The sequence below is a fragment of the Bradyrhizobium sp. USDA 4502 genome (assembly GCF_054063355.1).
Map to the genome: position 1 here is coordinate 3,404,057 of NZ_JBSSGF010000001.1, position 21,425 is coordinate 3,425,481.

At 64.0% G+C, this 21,425-nt stretch carries 21 protein-coding genes and 1 tRNA gene; 10 read left to right on the top strand and 12 right to left on the bottom strand.

Annotation, left to right across the window (positions count from 1 at the left end):
- Positions 1–49: 49 nt before the first annotated feature.
- From smpB to dapA, 3 genes are read right to left on the bottom strand one after another with little or no spacing between them, the layout of a single operon-like run.
- Positions 50–523 carry an SsrA-binding protein SmpB gene (gene smpB, locus ACVW1B_RS15660; RefSeq protein ID WP_076834415.1) on the bottom strand — a complete coding sequence of 158 codons (474 nt, stop codon included), beginning with the start codon at positions 521–523 and terminating at the stop codon, positions 50–52.
- A 1-nt stretch (position 524) separates the two neighbouring features.
- Complete coding sequence (mscL, locus tag ACVW1B_RS15665) at positions 525–941, bottom strand: large conductance mechanosensitive channel protein MscL (RefSeq protein WP_057020874.1); 417 nt, start codon at positions 939–941, stop codon at positions 525–527.
- 59 nt (positions 942–1,000) lie between these two features.
- The gene (dapA, locus tag ACVW1B_RS15670; RefSeq protein WP_076834417.1) at positions 1,001–1,891 is read right to left on the bottom strand and encodes a 4-hydroxy-tetrahydrodipicolinate synthase; all 891 of its coding nucleotides are present in this window, start codon (positions 1,889–1,891) and stop codon (positions 1,001–1,003) included.
- 331 nt (positions 1,892–2,222) lie between these two features.
- On the opposite strand from dapA, the gene ACVW1B_RS15675 reads away from it, so the two are divergent.
- Together ACVW1B_RS15675 and ACVW1B_RS15680 are read left to right on the top strand one after the other, a co-directional pair.
- Entirely contained in the window at positions 2,223–4,709 is a 2,487-nt protein-coding gene (locus tag ACVW1B_RS15675; RefSeq protein ID WP_456823033.1) for a transglycosylase SLT domain-containing protein, read from the top strand.
- Positions 4,710–4,948: 239 nt separating this feature from the next.
- A tRNA-Ser gene (locus tag ACVW1B_RS15680) sits at positions 4,949–5,042 on the top strand.
- A gap of 241 nt (positions 5,043–5,283) precedes the next feature.
- Here the strand turns inward: ACVW1B_RS15680 and ACVW1B_RS15685 are convergent.
- Positions 5,284–5,592, bottom strand: a complete 309-nt coding sequence (locus ACVW1B_RS15685; RefSeq protein WP_157340985.1) for a hypothetical protein — start codon at positions 5,590–5,592, stop codon at positions 5,284–5,286.
- A 1,250-nt stretch (positions 5,593–6,842) separates the two neighbouring features.
- Here ACVW1B_RS15685 and ACVW1B_RS15690 point away from each other — a divergent pair.
- Both ACVW1B_RS15690 and ACVW1B_RS15695 read left to right on the top strand, forming a co-directional pair.
- Entirely contained in the window at positions 6,843–7,517 is a 675-nt protein-coding gene (locus ACVW1B_RS15690) for a hypothetical protein (protein WP_456821746.1), read from the top strand.
- Between the two features lie 163 nt (positions 7,518–7,680).
- A complete protein-coding gene (locus tag ACVW1B_RS15695) occupies positions 7,681–7,962 on the top strand; it encodes a hypothetical protein (RefSeq protein WP_141341851.1) in 282 nt (93 codons plus the stop codon).
- Between the two features lie 423 nt (positions 7,963–8,385).
- Here the strand turns inward: ACVW1B_RS15695 and ACVW1B_RS15700 are convergent, their stop codons facing one another.
- Positions 8,386–9,294, bottom strand: a complete 909-nt coding sequence (locus ACVW1B_RS15700; RefSeq protein WP_253608383.1) for a DMT family transporter — start codon at positions 9,292–9,294, stop codon at positions 8,386–8,388.
- Between the two features lie 111 nt (positions 9,295–9,405).
- Here ACVW1B_RS15700 and ACVW1B_RS15705 point away from each other — a divergent pair, with 111 nt between their 5' ends.
- Together ACVW1B_RS15705 and ACVW1B_RS15710 are read left to right on the top strand one after the other, a co-directional pair.
- Positions 9,406–10,179: an AraC family transcriptional regulator gene (locus ACVW1B_RS15705; RefSeq protein ID WP_456821747.1), complete on the top strand. Its 774-nt coding sequence runs from the start codon at positions 9,406–9,408 to the stop codon at positions 10,177–10,179.
- 263 nt (positions 10,180–10,442) lie between these two features.
- Complete coding sequence (locus ACVW1B_RS15710; RefSeq protein WP_057015126.1) at positions 10,443–11,606, top strand: IS4 family transposase; 1,164 nt, start codon at positions 10,443–10,445, stop codon at positions 11,604–11,606.
- A gap of 80 nt (positions 11,607–11,686) precedes the next feature.
- On the opposite strand, the gene gcvA is transcribed toward ACVW1B_RS15710, so the two are convergent.
- Both gcvA and ACVW1B_RS15720 read right to left on the bottom strand, forming a co-directional pair.
- On the bottom strand, positions 11,687–12,586 hold the full coding sequence (gene gcvA, locus ACVW1B_RS15715) for a transcriptional regulator GcvA (protein WP_456821748.1): 900 nt from the start codon (positions 12,584–12,586) through the stop codon (positions 11,687–11,689).
- A gap of 134 nt (positions 12,587–12,720) precedes the next feature.
- On the bottom strand, positions 12,721–12,975 hold the full coding sequence (locus ACVW1B_RS15720) for a hypothetical protein (protein WP_456821749.1): 255 nt from the start codon (positions 12,973–12,975) through the stop codon (positions 12,721–12,723).
- On the opposite strand from ACVW1B_RS15720, the gene ACVW1B_RS15725 reads away from it, so the two are divergent.
- The 4 genes from ACVW1B_RS15725 to ACVW1B_RS15740 all read left to right on the top strand — a co-directional run bounded on the left by ACVW1B_RS15725 (position 12,937) and on the right by ACVW1B_RS15740 (position 16,165).
- A complete protein-coding gene (locus tag ACVW1B_RS15725; protein WP_456823034.1) occupies positions 12,937–13,278 on the top strand; it encodes a PaaI family thioesterase in 342 nt (113 codons plus the stop codon). The two genes, ACVW1B_RS15720 and ACVW1B_RS15725, sit on opposite strands and share 39 nt — an antisense overlap.
- Positions 13,275–14,537, top strand: a complete 1,263-nt coding sequence (locus ACVW1B_RS15730) for an MFS transporter (RefSeq protein ID WP_456821750.1) — start codon at positions 13,275–13,277, stop codon at positions 14,535–14,537. The genes ACVW1B_RS15725 and ACVW1B_RS15730 overlap by 4 nt, the downstream gene beginning before the upstream one ends.
- A gap of 68 nt (positions 14,538–14,605) precedes the next feature.
- Positions 14,606–15,328 carry a helix-turn-helix domain-containing protein gene (locus ACVW1B_RS15735; protein ID WP_456821751.1) on the top strand — a complete coding sequence of 241 codons (723 nt, stop codon included), beginning with the start codon at positions 14,606–14,608 and terminating at the stop codon, positions 15,326–15,328.
- A gap of 72 nt (positions 15,329–15,400) precedes the next feature.
- Positions 15,401–16,165, top strand: a complete 765-nt coding sequence (locus ACVW1B_RS15740) for a sulfite exporter TauE/SafE family protein (RefSeq protein ID WP_456821752.1) — start codon at positions 15,401–15,403, stop codon at positions 16,163–16,165.
- Between the two features lie 41 nt (positions 16,166–16,206).
- On the opposite strand, the gene ACVW1B_RS15745 is transcribed toward ACVW1B_RS15740, so the two are convergent.
- The 5 genes from ACVW1B_RS15745 to ACVW1B_RS15765 form a co-directional block, all read right to left on the bottom strand.
- The gene (locus ACVW1B_RS15745; RefSeq protein WP_456821753.1) at positions 16,207–16,473 is read right to left on the bottom strand and encodes a hypothetical protein; all 267 of its coding nucleotides are present in this window, start codon (positions 16,471–16,473) and stop codon (positions 16,207–16,209) included.
- Between the two features lie 826 nt (positions 16,474–17,299).
- Entirely contained in the window at positions 17,300–17,977 is a 678-nt protein-coding gene (locus ACVW1B_RS15750; RefSeq protein WP_456821754.1) for a hypothetical protein, read from the bottom strand.
- A 30-nt stretch (positions 17,978–18,007) separates the two neighbouring features.
- Complete coding sequence (gatB, locus tag ACVW1B_RS15755) at positions 18,008–19,495, bottom strand: Asp-tRNA(Asn)/Glu-tRNA(Gln) amidotransferase subunit GatB (RefSeq protein WP_456821755.1); 1,488 nt, start codon at positions 19,493–19,495, stop codon at positions 18,008–18,010.
- A 118-nt stretch (positions 19,496–19,613) separates the two neighbouring features.
- Complete coding sequence (locus ACVW1B_RS15760; protein ID WP_168858152.1) at positions 19,614–20,975, bottom strand: patatin-like phospholipase family protein; 1,362 nt, start codon at positions 20,973–20,975, stop codon at positions 19,614–19,616.
- Between the two features lie 156 nt (positions 20,976–21,131).
- Positions 21,132–21,422: a hypothetical protein gene (locus tag ACVW1B_RS15765; RefSeq protein WP_456821756.1), complete on the bottom strand. Its 291-nt coding sequence runs from the start codon at positions 21,420–21,422 to the stop codon at positions 21,132–21,134.
- Positions 21,423–21,425 lie beyond the last annotated feature (3 nt).

The window sequence follows — 21,425 nt, forward strand, 5'->3', positions numbered from 1 at the left end:
CGGACCCTCTCCATCCGCCGTCATCGCAATGACGCCGTTCCGCACCGTGCTATCCCCGCGCCCGCATCAGGCGGCCCTTCTCGCGGCTCCAGTCGCGCTTCTTCTCGGTCTCGCGCTTGTCGTGCAGCTTCTTGCCCTTGGCGACCGCAAGCAGCAGTTTGGCACGGCCGCGCTCGTTGAAATACAGCTTCAGCGGAATGAGCGTCATGCCCTCGCGGTCGACCGCTCCGAGCAGCTTGTTGATCTGCTTGCGATGCAGCAGCAGCTTCCGCGGCCGCTTTGGCTCGTGGTTGAAGCGGTTGGCCTGCAGATATTCAGGAATATTGGCGTTGATCAGCCAGATCTCGCCGTTCTTGGAATCCGCATAGGATTCCGCGATCGTGCTCTTGCCGTTGCGGATTGATTTCACCTCGGTGCCGGTCAGCGAAATGCCGGCCTCGATCGTGTCCTCGATTGCGTAGTTGAAGCGGGCCTTTCGGTTTTCGGCAACAACCTTGATCGGGCGTTCGTTCTTCTCGGCCACTTTAGCTCTTCTTGAGGAGGTCGCGGATTTCCGTCAGTAGCACGACTTCGTCGGACGGCTTCGGCGGTTCGGCGGGCTTGGCCTCATCCTTGCGTTTGAACTGATTCATGAAGCGGACGACCATGAACAGCACGAAGGCGACGATCAGGAAATTGAGCGTCAGCGTCAGGAAGCTGCCCCAGGCCAGCACCGCGCCCTGCTTCTTGGCGTCGGCGAGGTTGGTCGCGTTCACGGCCTTGGAAAGCCCGGTGAAATAGTTGGAGAAGTCGAGCCCGCCCGTAATCGCGCCGATGATCGGCATGATGATGTCGCCGACCAGCGAGGTGACGATCGCGCCGAAGGCTGCACCGATGATGACGGCGACGGCGAGGTCGACGACATTGCCCTTCATGGCGAATTCGCGGAATTCCTTCAGCATGCCCATCCCCTTCTGCTCGACGTTGCGCACGGCACTGTTCACGGCGGTCGCGGTCCGGCTCAGTTGATCAGGCCGGCATGGACCATGGCGCTGCGGACCGCCTGGCGGGTCGCTTCGGTGACCGGCACCATCGGCAGGCGCAGCTTCTCGTCGAGCTTGCCGAGCAGGGACATCGCGTACTTCACCGGCGCCGGATTGCTCTCGATGAACAGGTTGGTGTGCAACGGCATCAGCTTGTCATGGATCTTCAGTGCCGTGGTGACGTCGCCCTTCTGCCAGGCGGTCTGGAACTCCGAGCACAGCCGCGGCGCGACGTTCGAGGTCACGGAGATGCAGCCATGGCCGCCATGGGCCATGTAGCCGATGATGGTGGCGTCCTCGCCGGAGAGCTGGTTGAAATCCTCGCCCATCGCGGCGCGCTGCTGCGAGACCCGCACCATGCTCGCGGTGGCGTCCTTGACGCCGGCGATGTTCTTCAGCTCGAACAGCCGCTTCATGGTGTCGACCGACATGTCGATCACCGAGCGCGGCGGGATGTTGTAGATGATGATCGGAATGCCGATCGCATCGTTGATCGCCTTGAAGTGCTGGTACATGCCTTCCTGGGTCGGCTTGTTGTAGTACGGCGTCACGACCAGCACCGCGGTGGCGCCGGCCTTCTCGGCGTGCTCGGCGAGTTCGATCGCCTCCTTGGTCGAATTCGAGCCGGCACCGGCGATCACGGGCACCCGGCCCTTGGCCTCCTCGATGCACCACTCGACCACCCGCTTGTGCTCGTCATGGCTCAGCGTCGGGCTCTCGCCGGTGGTGCCGACCGGCACTAGGCCGTGGGTGCCCTCGGCGATCTGCCAGTTCACAAGGCCGCGGAAGGCGGCTTCGTCCACCGAGCCGTTTTTGAAGGGCGTCACCAAGGCAGTGAATGATCCCCGGAATTTTGTCTTGGCTGCCATGGACTTCCTCCAAACGCTTCAGGCTAAGGGCTAGGTCGACGGACCTTTGTTGTTGGCGCGCTTCACGTCCGTGCGACCGGCACCCGGTTGTTGCGAAACGCCATGAAAGGCAATTCATATCGGGTCTGGCGGACAGGCGAAAGGGCCGTACCGTACCTATTCCCAGCGGTAATCTGCGGCGCGCGAAATCGTTTCCAGCCGCGATTTTGCCGTTGTGCTGGCGCAAACAGCCGCACCGGCAGGCTTCTTAGTATTTTGTGTACGTTTTCAATCAAATAAGAACCCATGGCCCAAACGACCAGATGATTCGGGGCCGCAGAGGACTTCTGTGATCCGTTCCGTTCGTGCAGGCACATTGCGGTCGACGGCGCTGGCGACGAGCCTGGCGCTCTTTGTCGGCCTTGCCGCCATCACGGCCGATGCCTGGGCCGCCGAGGATGCTCCAACCGCAAAGCCGGCCACCCAAGACACCGCTTCCAAGAGCGCTGCCTCCAAGACCGCACCGAAGTCCACCGCTCCGAAGACTGCGGCTTCAAAGCCAGCGGCAACCAAACCCAGCGCAGCCAAGACTGACGCGGCCAAGTCCGACGCGGCCAAGGCTGACACTCACAAGACCGAGGCTCACAAGACAACGTCTCCCAAGTCCGGCGCGGTCAAGACAGTCGGAGCCAAGGCCGCTCCTGCGAAGACCGAAGCTCACAAGCCAACGGCTCCGAAGCCCACGGAATCCAAGGGTACCACGTCCAAGACCACCGCGGCCAAGACCACCACGTCCAAGCCCGCCTCTCCGGTTGCAACGGGAACTGTATCGAACAGGTCAGTGCCCGCGCCCGCACTGGTTCCGGCAACCCGCCAGCATGCCGCGCCGATCGCGCGCAAGCCGGTGCTGCCTGCGGCCGTGGCCGCGACATCCTCGACGTCGCACTCGGACAAGGAAGCGCTTGCAAGCGTCGTCGAGCTGCTGCGCAAGCGCAAGCCGGCGGACGCCACCGAGGCCGAGGCCTCGATCTCAGATCCGGTCGCGCGCAAGCTTGCCGAATGGCTGATCCTGCGCAGCGAGGACAACGGCGCCTCGGTCGAGCGCTACCGCGCCTTCCTCGATGCCAATCCGAGCTGGCCGTCGCAGACCTTCCTGCGTCGCCGCATCGAGGCTTCGCTGTGGGACGACCACCGCGACGACTCCGCGGTCTGGGCCTGGTTCCAGAATGAATCGCCGGTCTCGGCCAAGGGCCGGCTCGCGCTCGCCAAGGTGATGATCGGACGCGGCGACCGCGGCAATGCCGAGCGCCTGGTCCGCGAGGCCTGGCGCAACGACGGAATGAGCGAGGATACCGAAAACACCGCGCTCGAGCTGTTCGGCTCCTTCCTGACTGCCGGCGACCACAAGGCACGCATGGACACCATGCTGTACGGCACCGACAACGAGGCCGCCGGCATGCGCGAAGCCAAGCGCCTTGGCTCCGGCTACGTGGCGCTCGCGAAAGCACGCATCGCCGCCACCCGCAAGGGTTCGAACCTGCGCGCGCTGCTGGAAGCCGTGCCGAGCGAACTCTCCGGCGACACCGGCTACTTGTTCGCCAGGATCCAGTTGCTCCGCCGCGAGGAGAAATTCTCCGAAGCCGCGCGGCTGATGCTGAGCGCACCGAAGGAAGCTTCCCGCCTCTACAACGTCGACGAATGGTGGATCGAGCGCCGGCTGCTGGCGCGCAAGATGATCGACACCAACGAGTTTCGCACCGCCTATCTGATCGCGCGCGACGCGGCGCTACCGGCCCGCGACATCTACAAGACCGAGCAGGAATTCACCTCGGGCTGGATCGCGCTGCGCTTCCTCAACGATCCCGCCCTCGCCGCCCAGCATTTCGCGCGGATCGGCGTCGGCAGCGCTAATCCGACCGCGCTGGCGCGTGCCGGCTATTGGCAGGGCCGCGCCGCCGAGGCCGCCGGCCGCGGCCAGGAGGCGCGCGCCGCCTACGGACGCGCTGCCGAGCAGTCCACCAGTTATTACGGCCAGCTCGCGCGCGCCAAGCTCGGCCTGCCGCAGATCGAGCTGAACAGCGCGCCGCGCGGCCGCGGCGCCGAGCGGCTGGAGATCGTGCGCGCGGTGGCGCTGCTCTACGAAATCGACGCGCGCGAGCTTGCGATCCCGATCTTCGGCGACATGGGCGACAATGGCGATCCGGAGGCCCTCGCCGGCCTCGGCGAGCTCACCGCGCGCCATGGCGATGCCCGCGGCATGCTGCTGATGGGCAAGGCCGCGCTCAACCGCGGACTGCCGTTCGACCACTACGCCTATCCGGTCAACGGCATCCCCTCGTTCCGCCAGGTCGGGCCGGAGGTCGAGCAGAGCGTCGTCTACGCGATCGCGCGCCAGGAGAGCGCGTTCAATCCTGCGGTGGTGTCACCGGCCCAGGCCTACGGCCTGATGCAGGTGACGCCGGACGCCGGACGTTACGTCTGCAAGCGCGCCGGCATCGGCTTCGACCTCAACCGGATGAAGACCGATCCGGTCTACAACGCGATGCTCGGCGCCGCCGAGCTCGGCGGCCTGCTCGAGGACTATCGCGGCTCCTACATCCTGACCTTCGCCGCCTACAATGCCGGCCGCGGCAGCGTGCGGAAGTGGATCGAGCGCTATGGCGATCCGCGCGATCCCAAGGTCGACGCGGTCGACTGGGTCGAGCTGATTCCGTTCTCGGAGACGCGGAACTACGTCCAGCGGATCATGGAAAACCTGCAGGTCTATCGGGCCCGGTTCGGCGGCGGCACCAAATTGCAGATCGAGGCCGATTTGCGACGCGGCGCCAGCGTGGAATGAGCCGGCGCAACCGGTTTTCAACAGGCTGGGCGACCGCAGCTTCCAGCCTCGACCAAAGATCCAGCTAATCTATTGTTATATCTTGCATTTTAAGCAACCGCGCGCTCTGATACGAGCCGATCGGCGCGGTTTATAAAGGCTTGGGGACGGCCGGCGGCCGAGCTGCCCTCAAATCACCTTGGCGCAATCTGAATCTGCCGCTTGCGGCTCAGCGCCCTCTCGGGCATATCGGCGCCATTGGAGACGTGGCCGAGTGGCTGAAGGCGGCGGTTTGCTAAACCGTTATAGGCTTGTAAAGGCCTATCGAGGGTTCGAATCCCTCCGTCTCCGCCAGCCAACTATGTGTCCAGCCCGGAGACATGGGTAACAGGTCGTACCTCAGACATGGGTGACAACCTCGTGCGAGAGCATGGTCAAATTCATCTCTCAGAATCGCGCCGATTTTCCGAAACTTGAGACGGCGATCAGTTCGACCGTTACTGCAAATATGACCAAGGCTGGATAAAGAAGCGCCGCCGGGACAATGCCATTTCGAGCCCGGCGGCGTACTTTTGGCGTGCTGAACGGCGCTCCCTTAAAGTTCAATCTCGATTGCCATGTTCGCGCGCACAAGGGTGGTCAAGCCCGCTTTCAATCTCTTCGCTTGCCAGGTCTGGAAAGCTGGATCGGCGTTCAGCTTGTCAACCGCCGCGCCATAAGCCGAAAACGTCTCAAAATTTACTGAGAAAACGAAATTGCCGGCTTCACCGACGGCGACAGACCAGAACCTTGGTTTGCCACCATGCTTGCGCCAAAGCCCGGCACTCTCCTTTGCCAATTCGAGTATTCCTGCGAGGTCACCGCCTGGATTCGGCTTGACCACGTACTGCACGACTACTGCCATGCTACCCTCCATTGAAATTACAGGAGGAGCGCATGCGAGGCTGTTTTTCGGTCGTGGGGTTTGATCTAGGTCAAGCAATCCAGCGACGCGACATGGGTACTTAGCTGCCCCGGCGCGAACCGCGATGGCATAGTGCCTGCACTCTGGACCGTGCTGGGGATTTCAGTGTCCCAGTTCAGGAAGGAAACGCCGCCGGGCGTGTATTTTTGAGACCGGCGGCGTACTTTTTGGGGATTCGATCAGATCCAGTCGGTTGCCCAGCCGGGCAGACGATCCGGAAGCGGCCTATCGAGCAGGCCAGCGAACAACACGGCGAGCGCCGCACCTTTGATGGCGCCTTCGCCGTTGCTCCATCCGAAATGGGGGACCGCCGAGGCAATCGCCCACATCCAAAACGGTGTTGGCGTGCGACCCGCTGACTGTGACTTCGAAAGTATTTTCCAGATCTCTTGTTCGCCCGGTATTGTCCATAAGCCGCAGAAAAAGCAGCCCTTTACTCACTCTTGAGCGGCGGTCCTAAGAGGGTCGTCCTGGAGGAATGCCGGCATCGGCCCCTGGCCTGGACCGGTTGTCACCTCCGCGTGAATGAAACATCATTCCCGGCTCCGCGAAGCGAGCACGCAACAAACCGCGCCCACCATCCCCGCATTGTTTATTTCACCTGAACATTTCCGGGGTAAAGCCATGCAGCAAGACAGTGGCATCCACTTCCAGGATACCGACCAGGTTCTGCGTAACGCCCAGCTTCGCCGATCCGCCGACTTGGGTCCCTGGTTACGGCAGCGCTTCTCATCCAAGGCAGGCAGGCTCGTGGTCGCAACTTCGCTGGCTTGCATGGTTGTTGTGCTGGCGATCGCTGCTGCCCCGCGGCCGGTCTCGAGCGCTGCGCTTGGCAGCGAGTGGCAATGTAGCAAGGCAGCGTTTGTCCTGACGACCTGCCGTCAAGCCGACCCCGCCCGTTCATAGCAAGCAGCCGCATTGGGGACGTACGGTAGCGACGTCAATTGGCTCTGGTGAAACCATTTGTCCGGCGACTCCGTAACTGGAGCGCCGGCCTATTTCTTCCATTTTGGCACTACGGGCCGGCTGGGGCCGTTCGGTCTTTCCCAGTCACGAACGGCCCCACTTTTAGGCCCATCCATGAACCGCGTCAGCTTTCCCTCGGCTTGATTATTTGGCATCAAATGATCAAGGCGCCCGCGCGAAGAATCCGTCGGCCGGTCGAGATCGAGCTGAAGGCGAAGAAATAGATGGATGGCCCAAGTCGCGGTCTCAGGTTAGCGATCTGTTTCGCGCTGGTTCTCGTTCTGCCTGCTGCGCAGACGCCGCCGACGCTGCATTCGCGGGACGAGTGGCGTGTGGTTGACAAGGAATGTCGCGACGTCTTGCCTGCGCAGGCAAAGATACGGGCGTGTCTCAACCTGCTGAGCGATCGACGCCTCTCGACCGCTTATCTTGCGTCGATCACCGGCGAAATATCGAGCACCTTCCAAGGCTTGCGGGACTACGGCAACGCCATCAAGTACAAGAAGATCGAAATTGAACGCACCTCGGCGAGGCAACCTTCTTCGTCGGGTGACGCACTTCCTGCCAGTTTCGGCGCGATGTCTCTGCGTTACACGGAGCTCGGGACACTCCAGGCGCTCAATCGCCAAACCAATTTCGGCAGTCAGTCGGATGAAGCACGCCGAGGCGCCACTGAGGAGCAAAACAGCTACAACCTTGCGCTTCGGTACAACCCGATGAACTACAGGGCATATCGATACCGGGCTGAAATTCGCAGCCAATTCTGCGACAGCGCGTCCGCCGCTCAAGACATGGAAGCAGCGGTCAGGTTTGCCGAACAGGCAGGAGATCAGGACGCCGCGCGAGACTACAAGCGCGTCACGCTAGGTGCTTGCGTTCCGGCGTGGCGGCGAGAATAGTCCGAGCCATCAGACTGTCGCCAGCCGGCGGCACACGCCGCGCCGCACCGCCCCGACAGTATTCTTACGGACCCCCAACTGGCAGGGAACTTGCGATGTATCCGTGAATAGTTCGGCGCCAGCTGTTCTCGGTGTGCCGAACTCAGACATTCGGAGCACGCAAATGAACATGCATCATCGTTTTGAGACAGCTGGCGGACGTAGCGGACGCGAGTCGACGGTCAGCAAGATGCTGTCCGATCTCGTCCTGGCCTGCCGGCAGATCGAAGCCGACATCGCGACCGAAGAAGCGCGCGTGGGAATTTATGACCGATCGGACGCGAGGTATCCGATTTTGGCAAGGTCGCTCAATGAGCGGCACGCCAATCTCAAGGGAACGATTGCCACGCTCGAAAAGCGTGTCGCCGAGAGATCTCAGCACAAGCTGGTGACCGACGCAGCATAGCTCGGTCTTTGACCAGCTCCTTGCACGCGGGCAGAGCGATCGATGCGATGAAGCATCAGTGCGGCGGCGACGACGTCAGCCGCTGCCGCGGGTGGATGGATCGAGGTTTCGGTTCTCGCCGGGCGGGATCGGGCCAAAGCCCGGATATACGTACCGGTCCGGAGACACGACCTGTTCACTTGGACGGATGATGAGGTGCTGTCGCCCGCGACGATGATGCGCCTTTGCGGCGTCAGCATCCGCACTCCACAGGACCACAAGGGGCAACGTCAGGGCTAAGGCAACAGGCAAGCAAACACGCAAGGCAACACGCATCACGATCACTCCGTTTCACCGAACAGGTGATCGCCGAACGTAGCGCTGTATTCTGCCCTGGCTTCTCACATGCGATCAAAACAGCGAGATCGGCGATCCGTCACTTCGTTATCGCGCACCGATCGTGATCTTTAGCGGCCGCGGCAAGGCTTGCGCGCAGGCGACACCGAGCAGCGCGAGGCCGCCGCCGATGACGTGGAACGGCCTGACCGGCTCGCCGAGCATCACGATCGCGGCCGCGGCCGTCAGCACCGGCAAGAGATTCATGAAGATCGCGCAGCGGTTCGGGCCGAGCTGCGCGACGCCGCGGATCCAGAGGAACGGCAGCACGACCGAGGCGAGCGCGCCGGCATAGACGATCAGCGGCAAAGTCTCGGCGTTGACCTGACGCAGCGGCGCCGGCGTCGCGAGGAACGCGGGAAACATCACGGCCAGCGCGCACAGCGCCTGCATGTAGGTGGATTGCCATCCAGTGATCGGGAGATTCCAGCGTTTCAGCAGCACGCCGTACAGCGCATAGACAATCGCGGCCAGCAGCATCAGCGCGTCGCCCGCATGCACGCCGTTCTGCAATAACGACGACAAGTGGCCGCCGCTGACGAGATAGACGAGGCCCGCAAACGACAGCGGCGCGCCGCAGATCATGCCAAGCGTCGGCGGTTCGCCGAGCAGCGCGGCACTGAGGGCGACCGTCAAGAGCGGCGTCAGCGCGGTGAACACCGCCATGTTGGTCGCGGTGGTGGTCTCGGCCGCCAGATACGACAGGCTCTGGAACAGACACATCGCAAGAAAGCCGAGGATCGCGAGCGGACCAAGATGCGGCCAGATCGCATGCCGATTGCGCCAGGCGCCGCGCGCCACGAACGGAGACATCAGCAGCACCGCGACCAGCAGGCGATAGAAGGTGATCGCCTGCGGACCGATCGTGTGCGCCGAGAGGCGAGAAACGATGACGTTGCCTGCCCACAGCACGATGGCAACGAAGGGATAGAGAAGTGCGACTTTCTGCTTGAACATGACCCGGCAGCGCGTTGGTGAAGGACACACCAGCAACTACCTGTCGCGCCGACGTCCGTCTCACGCTAGAATGACCTCACCTAGCGAGATTGGGACATACGAGATGAAGACGTGTTGGACGAGCTGATCACACGCCACCTCGACTATCACGCCACGGCGCGGCCGATGGCGGCGATGGAGATCGACTATCCGAGCGGCGCGTCGACCGGCCTGCACGCGCATCCGCGCGGCCAGCTGCTCTACGCGATCGAGGGCGTGATGGTCGTGCGCTGCGCTGAAGGCACCTGGGTGGTGCCGCCCAACCGGGCGGTGTGGCTGGTGGCCGATCTCGCGCACGAGGTCCGGATGTGCGGCGCGGTCAAGATCCGCACCGTGTTTGTGGACGCCGACGCGGCTCCCAATCTGCCGCAGGCCAGCTGCGTGTTCGCGGTCTCGCCGCTGCTGCGCGAATTGTTCGTCGCCGCGATGCGCGTCCCGCTGGACTATGCGCCCTCGACCTCCGATGAGCGCCTGATGCGCGTGCTGCTCGACCAACTGCGCGAAGTCGATGTGCTGCCGCTGCACCTGCCGATGCCGCGCGACGAAAGGCTCGCGCGGATCTGCGCCGCGCTGGTGGCCCACCCGGACGACGGCTCCACGGCGGAGCACTGGGCGCGCCGGCTGAAGCTGACGTCGAAGACCATCCATCGTCTGTTCGCCAGGGAAACCGGCATGACGTTCGGCGAATGGCGTCAGCAGGCCCGCCTGCTGTTCGCGCTCGAACGCCTCGCGCGCAGCGCCCGCGTGGTCGATGTCGCGCTCGATGCCGGCTATGCCAGCCAGAGCGCCTTCACCGCGATGTTCCGCAAGCATTTTGGCATGCCGCCCAACGCGTTCTATCGGTAAGCCGTCCACTGCCGCTGTGCTCCCTCTCCCCGTTCTTACGGGGAGAGGGTTGGGGTGAGAGGCTGCATCCGCAAAACAACTTCGAGTTAGACTCGCGGAGATTTCCCCCTCACCCGGATCACATTGCGCTTCGCTCCATGCGATCCGGCCTCTCCCCGCACACGCAGGGGTGTCCGGGGAATGATTCACTGTGTCGCGGTGCATGCTCGGCAGGACCGAGGCAAATCGGTCTTTTCTGGTTGTCGAGACACAGAGGGCCGAGCATGCGATATCGCGGTAGCATTTTTGGAAGGCTGCTTGAACCGATCAATCGACGGCAGTTTCAGACGGTTGTGGATCGTCTGGACGGGGATGCCTACGACAAGTCGTTCAGGAGCTGGGATCATCTGGTGGCGCTGATCTATGCCCAGCTTAGCGGCAACAGCAGTCTGCGCGGGGTGGTGACTGGCTTCAACGCCAATTCGCAGCATCACTATCACTTGGGAACCGGCAAGCTGTCGCGCTCGACGTTGTCCGATGCCAATGCCCGCCGTCCGATCGGCATTTTCGCGCAAACCTTTGCGGCGCTGTCGGCGATGGCGCGTCGCCAGCTGCGGAGTGAAGGCATGGAGATGGTGCGTCTGATCGACGCCAGTCCGATCCCGCTCGGCAAGGTCTGCAGTTGGGCGACGTGGAACGGCCGCATCCGCGGCATGAAGCTGCATGTCGTCTACGACCCAAGGAGCGATGTCCCGACCTGCGTCGAGATGACGGCCGCGAACGTCAATGACATCGAGATCGGCCGACAGACCCCAATCCAGCCCGCCACCACCTATGTGTTTGACAAGGGCTATTGCCGTTTCGACTGGTGGCAGAAGATCAATGATAGCAAGGCTTTCTTCGTTACCCGGGCGAAGACGAGCATCCGTCTTCGCTCGCTCAGGCATCGCGCCATCCGCAAGCGTAACGGGGATGGCTTCGAAATCCTTGCCGATGACGAGGTGAAGCTCACCAGCAAGGGCGATTCGCGCCTTCCAATCCCGCTCCGCCGCATCAAGATCAGACGCGAGAAAGGCGGCAAGATCACACTCCTGACCAACGACCTTGCCCGTAGCGCCGTCGAGATCGCCGCCCTCTACAAGAGCCGATGGCAAATCGAGCTGCTGTTCCGCTGGATCAAGCAGCATCTCGATATTCGCAAGTTCCTCGGCGCCAACGACAACGCGATCCGCCTTCAGGTGCTCGCTGCGATGATTGCCTACCTGCTGCTGCGCATCGCCGCTCACACCAACTGCATCAAAATGCTCCCGCTCAGGTTCGCCGAACTCGTCGGCCAGCTCCTGCTCACGCGTCGATCCCTCGCTGCCATCGACAAACCTCCGCCCATCAACCCCAGCCGTCGGAAATCAACCATCTCACCTGACCAGATGGAGCTCCGCTATGCCTGAATTTCCCCGGACACCCCTGCCGCACACGGGGCGAGGTGAAGCAGAGTCCGTTGCTCGGCCTGACATAATCTCGTCGCGCTTTAGTGCTCCGCCGCCGACTGAGCCTCCGGTCCCAGGATCCATTCCCTGAACGCCGCGATCTTCGGAAGCGACTGCCGGTTGTCGGGACAGACGAGATAGTACGCGAACTCCTCCAGATGCGCCGTCTCGAGCAGCTGGACCAGTTCACCGCTCGCGATCTCAAGTGCCACCATCGCGGCCGGCAGCAGGCCCGCGCCCTGCCCCGTCAGCACGGCCTTCAGCAGAAGGCCGCTGTCATCGAACGAGGGTCCGCGCGGCGTGCGAACCTCCGCGATGCCGTTGGCCTGAAACCACAGGCTCCACCCCTTGCGATCGGCGTCATGCACCTGCGGCCAGCCCGCGAGTTCGCCCGGAGATGCCGGCCGGCCAAGTTGCTCCACCAGCGACGGCGATGCGACCGCCACCATCTCCACGGTGACGACGCGGTCGCTGCGCAGCCCCGGATAGCGGCCAAGGCCGTGGCGCACCGCGACGTCAACGCCGCTGCGCGAGAAATCGACCACCGTGTTGCTGGTGACGATCTGCAGATCGATCTCGGGATGCGCACCCTGAAACGAGGCCATGCGGGGCACCAGCCAGGCCGACGCAAAGAACGGCGTGACGCTCACCGTGAGCGTACCGACATCGACGGATGCCGCGACGCGGCGCGAGGCATCCGCGATCTGGCGAAACGCGTTGCGAATCGACGGCAGATAGTCGCGGCCGGCGTCGGTGAGATAGATGCCGCGCGGCACCCGCTCGAACAGCTTCACGCCGAGATCGGCTTCGAGCGTCTTGAGCATCTGGCTGACCGCGCCCGGCGTCACGCATAGCTCCTCGGCCGCGAGCTTCACCGAGAGATGGCGAGCGGCGGATTCGAACGCCTTGAGCGCGTTCAGCGGTGGAAGCCTGCTTTCCATGATTTAGATTTTCTAATCTTAATCGACCAGCAAATCTGGTTTGCCAACTCGGCGTTCCGGGCGCCCTATCAGCTTAATCCGATGCTGAAAGCCGCGTCAACGCAGAGAAAGTCGAACCATGGAACTTAGATTTTCTAACCTTCTTTGCCGCTCCCGACGGCTCCGTTTTCTTGATGGAGCCAAGCCATGACTGAGGTCGCAAGCAAGCTCGCCATCCGCGAGATCGCTGCAGGCGGCCAGACCGGCCCGCTCGTCGAGCGCATCAACGCGTCGCAAGCCGGCAGCCTGCCCGGCCGCTGGATTTTCAATGGCTCGAAGGCGGACGCGGCCAGATCCGCGGCCGCTTCGAGATTGCCGCAAAGCACTTCTCGCCGCACGGGCTGCTGCACGGCGCAAGCATCGTCGCATTGGCCGATACCGCATGCGGGTTCGGCTGCCTCGCCTCGTTGCCGGACGGCGCCATCGGCTTCGCCACCGGAGAGTTGAAGATCAACTTCATCGGCGCCGCGCGCGAAGGCGGCATGAGCTGCGAGGCGCGCCTCGTTCACGCCGGGCGCACCACCCAGGTGTGGGACGCCGAGATCCGCAGCGAGGCGACAGGCAAGACCATCGCGCTGTTTCGCTGCACGCAGATGCTGCCCTACCCGCCGAGCAAGGCCGGTGGTTACGCGGCACAGGGAGAACGATCATGAGGAATGCCGTCATGCACGCCGGTTATCAACGAGCCAGACCGTTCTACGGCTGGTACGTCGTCGCAGCAGCCTTCGTCGTGACGCTGATCGGCTTCGGCAGCGCCTACACATTCTCGTCCTTCGTCGAGTCCCTGCAGCGGGAGTTCGGCGCCTCGCGCGGCTCGGTGTCGCTGGTTTTCTCCTTCGCTGGCTTCCTGTATTTCGGCCTGGGGATGATCTCCGGTCCGCTTGCCGATCGCTGGGGCGCGCGCAGGCTCGCTAGCCTCGGAATGGCGCTGGTCGGTCTCGGCATGGTGCTGGCGGGACAGGCCCAGACCATCCTCCAGGTCTATGCCGCCTACAGCATCGGGATCGGCGCCGGTGTCGGTTGCGCCTACGTGCCGACCTTGGGCGCCGTGCAGCGCTGGTTCGTCAGGCGGCGCGGTTTTGCGTCGGGCCTCGCCGTCAGCGGGATCGGGGTCGGCACACTGGTGATGCCGCCGCTTGCGACCTGGCTGATCACGAGCCTCGGCTGGCGCGATGCCTATGTCGTGCTGGGCGTTGTCGCCGCCCTCGCCGGGATCGGTGCATCGCTGCTGATCGCGGACGATCCGCGCCGCTACGGCACCGGACCGGACGGCGATCCGCTCGAGACGGTATCGGGCGCGCCGCTCCGCCAGGGCGTCTCGATCCGCGCTGCGGTACGGAGCGCGCGCTTCGCCGGGCTCTATGCTGCCTGCCTGATCAGCGCGTTCGGCGTGTTCGTGCCCTTCGTTCACCTCGTGCCGTTTGCGGTCGATCATCAGGTGGCGCCGACGCTTGCCGTGCTGCTGCTCGGGATGATCGGGGTCGGCAGCACCGCCGGCCGGTTCTTCCTCGGCGGCATCGCCGACCGGGTCGGCCGCGATGTATTCCTGGTCGCGATGTATCTCGGCATGGCCGTCTCGCTGGCGATCTGGGCGATCGCCGGCACCTTCTGGTCGCTCACGGCCTTCGCGCTGCTGTTCGGCCTGTTCTATGGCGGCTGGGTCGCGATCCTGCCCGCTGTCGTCACCGACCATTTCGGCGGCCGCAATGTCGGCGGCATCATCGGCATCCTCTACACCAGCGTCGCGGTTGGCACGCTGCTGGGCCCGAGCGCCGCCGGCTTCGCCTACGACATCAGCCACAGCTACTTCATTCCGGTGGCGATCAGTGCAGCCGCCAATCTCGTCGCCGTCCTCATTGCAATGGCGACCATGCGAACGGCCTCGCCGATCGCCTCGGTTGCGCAGCGGTGACGTCCCATGACGGGCGGTGATCCCCCGTGCTACGCTCGGAGATCACCGCCCCATCGTTTCGAGCCTCTGTGATCACGCGCCTCGTCATGACCAATGCCTGGACTTATCAGCGAGCCGACAGGGAAGACATCGTCGAGCTGGCATCGTGGCGCGGCGCCGGCTCGCTTGGCCTCAAGCCGCACTTCCATGACGAGAGCCAGATCGTGCTGGTGCTGTCGGGGTCGCGCGCCTTTCGCATCGGCGGCGCGACCGTCACCGTGCCTGCCGGCCATGCCGCGCTCATTCCGGCGGGCATGCTGCATGCGCCGATGACGATGTCGGACGAGGAAACGGTCTGCCTGAACGCCTACGTTCCAGCCGGCCGCGTCTGCTCGTCGGTGCGGATCATCCGTTTCGGGCAGCGTTGGCGGAACGTCGACGAGATCTCGCCTGAGCACGTCAGCGAGATCGCCGACGACATCCTGTCGTGCGCGCCGTCCTACCCCGCCGGGTACACCGACAGGACGAAGCTCGACATCGCGCTGACCGAGAGCGTCGCGCCGATCGGCGCGATTGCCGCCGGCTTCGGGCGAAGCCGCGAAGGGTTCAGCCGCATGGTCAGCCGCGAGCTCGGCATCCCGCCGCATACCTTCCGCCTGCTGGCCCGCCTCAATCTTGCCCGGCAATTGCTGCGCGCCGGCGAGCCGATCTCAGCCGTCGCGGCCGATGCGGGCTTTTCCGACCAGAGCCACCTCACCCGGCTGTTCCGCCGCACCTTTGGCACGACGCCGGGCGTCTACTGGCGCGACTGAAGTGACGTCACAGACGTTCCAGACCGATTGGCGCGCCGCCTGCTAGCCTGCTCACCCTGAAGAGGGTGAAGGATGGATACCCAGACAAGTCTTCTGCTGCTGGCGGCCGGGATTGCCGGAGGGATCATCAATGCGCTGGCGGGCGGTGCGACGCTCATCACCTTTCCAGCGATGCTCGCGGCGGGCCTGTCGGCCGTCATCGCCAACGCGTCGAATGCGGTGGCGATCTCGCCGGGGCATTTGATCGCCGCGCTCGCCGATCGCGGCAAGCTGCCGCCGCCGACGCGGCGCACGATCAGCTACGTCGTGATCGCCACGGTGGGCGGCGCGGTCGGCGCCGGCGTGCTGTTGCTGCTTCCCGAGCGGCTGTTCCTGCTGCCGGTACCGGCCTTGATTGCATTCGCAACGCTGCTGTTCGGCTTCGCCCCGCAGATCCAGGGATGGACCGTCGGGCGCCACAAGGCCGCGGCCTTGCCCTCGACCGGCGCGAGCGGTGCTGGGCTGGGGCTGGCGTGCATCTATGGAGGCTTCTTCGGCGCCGGTCTCGGCGTCATCCTGACCGCGGTGCTGTCGATCACCGAGCCCAACGACATCAGGGCGATCAAGGCGTTGAAGAACCTGCTCGCGACCTGCGTGTCGCTCGCTGCCACATTGATCTTTATCTTGCAGGGAGCGGTGCGGTGGCCAGAGACCTTGGCGATGCTGCTCGGCGCCATGATCGGCGGCTATGCCGGAGGCTTCCTGATCCGGATCCTTCCCGGCCACACCGTCCGGCAGTTCGTCATCGTGGCCGGAGCGCTGATGACGGTGGTCTACGCGGCGCGATACTGGTTCTAGGTGGAGCGAGGGAGCCGAGGCTCCCATCGATATCGGTTGGCTTAGTGCGTCGTCATCCAGGCGCGGGCTTCACGCTGGGCGACCGCGATCTCGACATCGGACATCTGCTCGGCGACTTCGCGGCGGTGCGCGATCGCGTCAGTACGTCCCTTGAGCGCCGCCAGGTTGAACCATTTGTGCGCCGCGACGAGGTTGACCACGCCGGAGCGGCCGCTCGCCCAATACATGCCACGTTCGAACAGCACGTCCTGGATCGCCGTTGCAGCAACCGGGACAGCGCCTTCCTGATCGATGACCCCCTGAAACATTCTCATTCCCCTTTTTGTTGCTGGCCGCCCTCCCCCGAGCGCGGCCCCCGTCCACTGTTGAAACTACCCTGTCATTCCCGGGCTGATCTCTTGATCATGCCCCGCGCCGATCCTCGGGATCACCGCGTGCCGTTTGCCGGCTTGTTGGGATGATCATGGCCCATCAAATTTGAAGAGCGGTTTAAGTATCGCGATGAACGGGATGTAAATCGGCGTCGCCGAGGGCGCATCGAGGAATCGCAGAAGTGCCTGTGCCGCAGGCACTTCCTTGCATTCGTGAACGCCGGTTTACCCTGGTGTTTGGGACAACGATAACCATGGCGGACATTGGCCGCGGCGCCGGCGGGTCCCACCAGGCAATCAGTTTCGAAATTGACGGAGGGGCGGCGCGACCATGGACGAGCCGCGGAACGGCGTGCGGTCGGGTGCACAGACAAAAGCAACGCGAGGCCGTCAGGCCCAGCGTCGATCCGGAACGGGGATGGATGGGGAAAGTGGCTGCCGGGCGCGGACTGCGCGGGCCGCCGGAACGAGGGGGTCGGCGAACACGTCAGGACCAGATTTCAGCTCGGCATTCTCGCCGGTGAAATTGCGGAACCAAGCGGGCTCCGCACCGAACGAAGAAATCTCTGTTTCTTCTGCCGGACCGGTTTTGGGAAGGTTGCCCTCTCCGAAATTCGATCCAGCCGTTTGACCTGATGTCTCGCCGACACCCTCTTTCGTCAGCCAGAGCCTTGGGGGTGGGATGTGCCTCTCAGCAGTCCGTCCGCTGGCTCTCGCGACGTGCCGGCGTCAAGCCGCCGGCAATCCTCTCGAGGCGAGAGGCTTACTTCTTCTTGGCGACCTTGCGGGTCTTCTTCGCAGTCTTCTTCACTGCGCTCTTCGCCTTCTTCGCCTTCTTCGCCTTCTTTGCCTTCTTAGCCATGTTGCCCTCCAGTATGTGAGATGGCTCTACTTCGCTGCGTGCACTCGGGAATCGATATGCACTACTTCCCGAATACACCAACAGACCGAAAAAAACAGTGTCCCGCTTAAGGAAGTGTTGACGCAGCGGTGGCAACGCGCACAGCGCGCGTCGCCGTTCAAATCGACGATGCAATCGCGCGACGATGCAAGAAGTGCAACAGCCGCCGACATCGGCATTTGTCAACTTTGCAGGAAACGCTTGTATTGCAGGCCTTTCTTGAATTCGCATTGAAGCGATCGACACGCGACCGTCATTGCGCTGAGTCGCGAGCAACGACAAAAAGCGGCGCGACGCCGACGCCGAGTCGTAATTTTTGGCAACGAAAAAAATTTCGTGGGTAAGACGGGTTTTGCCTCGTTTGAGGTCATCCGAACCGGATTTGCGAACGAATCGCGGCTTCTGCGATTCGGCGCCGGTGGCGCCGGCGCGCCACGAACGGAGGGTGTGAGGCAGGATCACGCCGCGTTCACGCGCGCGCGACGACACCGAAGGTGACGGCAAAGGAGCATGCAAGGGAGCATGATCCGGTTGGATCATGCGCCAAGGACAACATCATTGTCCTGTTGTTCAGATGCCGAGCTTCGACTTCAAAAGGTCGTTGACCGCCTGCGGGTTCGCCTTGCCGCCCGACGACTTCATCACCTGACCGACGAACCAGCCGACCAGTTGCGGCTTCGCCTTCGCTTGCTCGACCTTGTCGGGATTGGCCGCGATGATGTCGTCGACCACCTTCTCGATCGCGCCGAGGTCGGTGACCTGCTTCATGCCGCGCGCCTCGACGAGCGCGCGCGGATCGCCGCCTTCCTGCCAGACGATCTCGAACAAGTCCTTGGCGATCTTGCCGGAAATCGTTTCCTCGCCGATCAGGTCGACGATCGCGGCGAGCTGCTCCGCCGACACCGGCGAGGCCGCGATCTCGACGCCTTCCTTGTTGAGACGACCGAACAGTTCGTTGATCACCCAGTTGGCGGCGAGCTTGCCATCGCGCGCCTTGTCGGCAAGACCCGACAGCACCGTCTCGTAGAACTCCGCGCTCTCGCGCTCGGCAACCAGCACGCTCGCATCATAGGGCGACAGGCCGAAGCCCGTAATAAAACGGGACTTCTTCTCGTCCGGCAGTTCCGGGAGCTGCGCCTTGAGATCGTCGACGAAGGCCTGGCTGAACTCGAGCGGCAACAGATCGGGATCGGGGAAGTAACGGTAGTCGTGCGCCTCTTCCTTGGAGCGCATCGAGCGGGTCTCGCCCTTGTTCGGGTCGAACAGCCGGGTTTCCTGGTCGATCGAGCCGCCGTCCTCGATGATCTCGATCTGACGCCGCGCCTCGTACTCGATCGCCTGGCCGATGAAGTTGACCGAGTTCATGTTCTTGATTTCGCAGCGGGTGCCGAGCGCGGTCTCGCCGTGACGGCGTACCGAGACGTTGACGTCGGCGCGCAAATTGCCCTTCTCCATGTCGCCGTCGCAGGTGCCGAGGTAGCGCAGGATCGAGCGCAGCTTGGTGACGTAGGCCTTGGCCTGCTCGGCGTCGCGGATGTCGGGCTTGGAGACGATCTCCATCAGCGCAACGCCGCAACGGTTGAGGTCGACATAGGACATCGTCGGCGACTGATCGTGCAGCAACTTGCCGGCGTCCTGTTCCAGGTGCAGCCGCTCGATCCCGATCGTGACGCTGCGGCCGCCGTCGAGCTCGAGCGACACCTCGCCCTCGCCCACGATCGGCGACTTGTACTGGCTGATCTGGTAGCCCTGCGGCGAGTCCGGATAGAAATAGTTCTTGCGGTCGAACACCGAGCGCAGGTTGATCTTCGCATTCAGCCCGAGACCGGTGCGCACGGCCTGGCGGACGCACTCCTCATTGATCACGGGCAACATGCCCGGCATCGCGGCATCGACCAGCGAGACATGGGAATTGGGATCGCCGCCGAACGCGGTCGATGCGCCGGAGAACAGCTTCGCGTTCGAGGTGACCTGGGCATGGATCTCCATGCCGATCACGACCTCCCAATCGCCGGTGGCGCTCTTGATCAGTTTGTGCGGGGCGGCAGATGCGGTCATGGATCTCGGTTTCCGGATAAAAGGATATCTGGGATGGCTTGGGCTTCGCGCAACCGATCGCGCCAGTCAAGCCGCCTTGCAGTCCCCTTCCAGCCCGCCGCCGTCGCCTGAGGCGGGATCAGAGCCCGCGCCGGAACTGCTGGTAGGCCTTGCTCGAGCGCAGCGCGTCGGCACCGCCCGCGATCAGCTGGTCGACCTGCTCCGGCGGCAGCGACAACCGCGTCGGGATGGCGTTCAGGATGCCGGCGCGGTCCGGTCCGAGGCGGTCGAAGCCGAGCCGCTCGACATAGATCGCGACGTCACCGCATTTCCAGCCGGCGCCGACGCCGAGCCGGCTGCGCTCCGCCGCCGACAACCCGCAGCGCCAGCGCTTCAGCTTGCCGGACCAGTCCTCGGCGAGCGCCGTGAATGCGGCGTAGCTGGAGCGCACGCTGGCATCGATCGCGGTGTCGGCGGCCGCGGACACCAGTTCGACGCCACTCGGCCCTTCGAGCGTCTGCACGAAGTCGCCGGAGATGCCGCGGCCGGCGTCGACCACCAGGAACAGGATGCGCTTCAGCTTGGCCGCCTGCCGTTCGTTCAGCGGCTCGTAGGGACGCTGAGCGGCGAGCAAGCCGATGCTCAGCCCCGACAGACCGTAATTGTCGACGAGGCCGCCATCGAGCAGCTTGACGTAGCGCATCGAGCCGTCGCGGTAATGTGCCTGGGCCTCGGCATAGGCGCGCAGCAACGGCTGTGCGTTCGGATCGTTGCGCACCCGCTCGAGCCAGGCCGGCAGTGGCGCGGCGCAACCGCCGGGATAGGTTTGCAGCACGATCGGGGCGAACGCCAGCGGCACCGCGGCGGATGCCGCCACCGCTTCGGCGACACGATACGATCTGATGTCGCTGCACAAGGCATCGAACGACGTCTTGCCGAACACGAACGGCGTGCGGTTGTAGATATCAGACGCGTTGATCCAGACCCGCGGCCGGCGATCGTCGGCCAGTGCGTCGAACCGCGCGCCATCGAACAAATTCTGATCGAGCCAGTCGGTGAACTGGCTGTCGTTGACGCCGCCGCCGAGCGCGCGCCCGATATTGCCGAGCGAGATCCGGGTCTTCAGTCCCTCCTCGGCATTGCGCAGCAGGAAGCGCTGGCGGAAATCGTCGAGCGCCGCGCGGCGCTTCAATCCGAAATAGGCGGCGGTGACCGATCCGCCGGAAACGCCGGAGACGAAGTCGACGCGGTCGAGCAGCGTCTTGGTGCCCGCCGCGCTCGAACGCGTGTGGTCAAGCTCCTCCAGCACGCCGAAGGAAAACGCCGCCGCGCGGGTGCCGCCGCCGGAGAACGACAGCGCGAGCAGCAGATCATCTTCGTAGGCCGGAATGTCGCGAGCGCTGCTGTTGTCGGCGAGCGCGGCGCCGAGCGGCACATTGCCGGGCAGATTGTAGACGGAGGCGCAGCCGGCAAGGCCCGCCGCCACCACGGCCACCAGCATTGCTGACAGCCATCCCCCTATGCCCGACCCACGCACGAATACTCTCTTTTGCCGCTGGCCCCCGCCCGGTTCCATTAGCCTATCACGGCCAATCTGGGCGGCGGCATGGCGGCCGAAACAAGGTTAATGCTCGCGGTGCCTCCGCACCGGCGTCCTTTAGCCGCGCTGCGCCAGCAGCGTGGCTACGATCCGCTCCCACTCGGCCTCGAGCGTGTCCTTTGCGACCGGCTGGCCGGCCTGGCGGTACCAGTAGCCGGCATTGCCGAGATCGCCCTCGACGCGATGCAGATGGGCATGCACCCAGGCCGAATTGGCGTCGCCCTCATCCTGCACGATGCGGTGCGCCTGGTCCCAATCGCCCTTCTTCGCCCACCATAACGCGGCGAGCGGCGGCGACAGCGCCGCATCGGGCGCGGTGTCAGCGAGACTGGCGCGGAAATCCGCCATCGC

Coding starts and splice junctions, on each gene's coding strand:
- gatB (WP_456821755.1), bottom strand. CDS start 19,495: ATGACCGCATCTGCCGCCCCGCACAAACTGATCAAGAGCGCCACCGGC.
- ACVW1B_RS15710 (WP_057015126.1), top strand. CDS start 10,443: ATGCGATATCGCGGTAGCATTTTTGGAAGGCTGCTTGAACCGATCAAT.
- ACVW1B_RS15730 (WP_456821750.1), top strand. CDS start 13,275: ATGAGGAATGCCGTCATGCACGCCGGTTATCAACGAGCCAGACCGTTC.
- ACVW1B_RS15760 (WP_168858152.1), bottom strand. CDS start 20,975: ATGCTGGTGGCCGTGGTGGCGGCGGGCCTTGCCGGCTGCGCCTCCGTC.
- ACVW1B_RS15685 (WP_157340985.1), bottom strand. CDS start 5,592: ATGGCAGTAGTCGTGCAGTACGTGGTCAAGCCGAATCCAGGCGGTGAC.
- ACVW1B_RS15695 (WP_141341851.1), top strand. CDS start 7,681: ATGAACATGCATCATCGTTTTGAGACAGCTGGCGGACGTAGCGGACGC.
- mscL (WP_057020874.1), bottom strand. CDS start 941: ATGCTGAAGGAATTCCGCGAATTCGCCATGAAGGGCAATGTCGTCGAC.
- ACVW1B_RS15740 (WP_456821752.1), top strand. CDS start 15,401: ATGGATACCCAGACAAGTCTTCTGCTGCTGGCGGCCGGGATTGCCGGA.
- ACVW1B_RS15690 (WP_456821746.1), top strand. CDS start 6,843: ATGGATGGCCCAAGTCGCGGTCTCAGGTTAGCGATCTGTTTCGCGCTG.
- ACVW1B_RS15765 (WP_456821756.1), bottom strand. CDS start 21,422: ATGGCGGATTTCCGCGCCAGTCTCGCTGACACCGCGCCCGATGCGGCG.
- gcvA (WP_456821748.1), bottom strand. CDS start 12,586: ATGGAAAGCAGGCTTCCACCGCTGAACGCGCTCAAGGCGTTCGAATCC.
- ACVW1B_RS15745 (WP_456821753.1), bottom strand. CDS start 16,473: ATGTTTCAGGGGGTCATCGATCAGGAAGGCGCTGTCCCGGTTGCTGCA.
- dapA (WP_076834417.1), bottom strand. CDS start 1,891: ATGGCAGCCAAGACAAAATTCCGGGGATCATTCACTGCCTTGGTGACG.
- ACVW1B_RS15750 (WP_456821754.1), bottom strand. CDS start 17,977: ATGATCCAACCGGATCATGCTCCCTTGCATGCTCCTTTGCCGTCACCT.
- ACVW1B_RS15700 (WP_253608383.1), bottom strand. CDS start 9,294: ATGTTCAAGCAGAAAGTCGCACTTCTCTATCCCTTCGTTGCCATCGTG.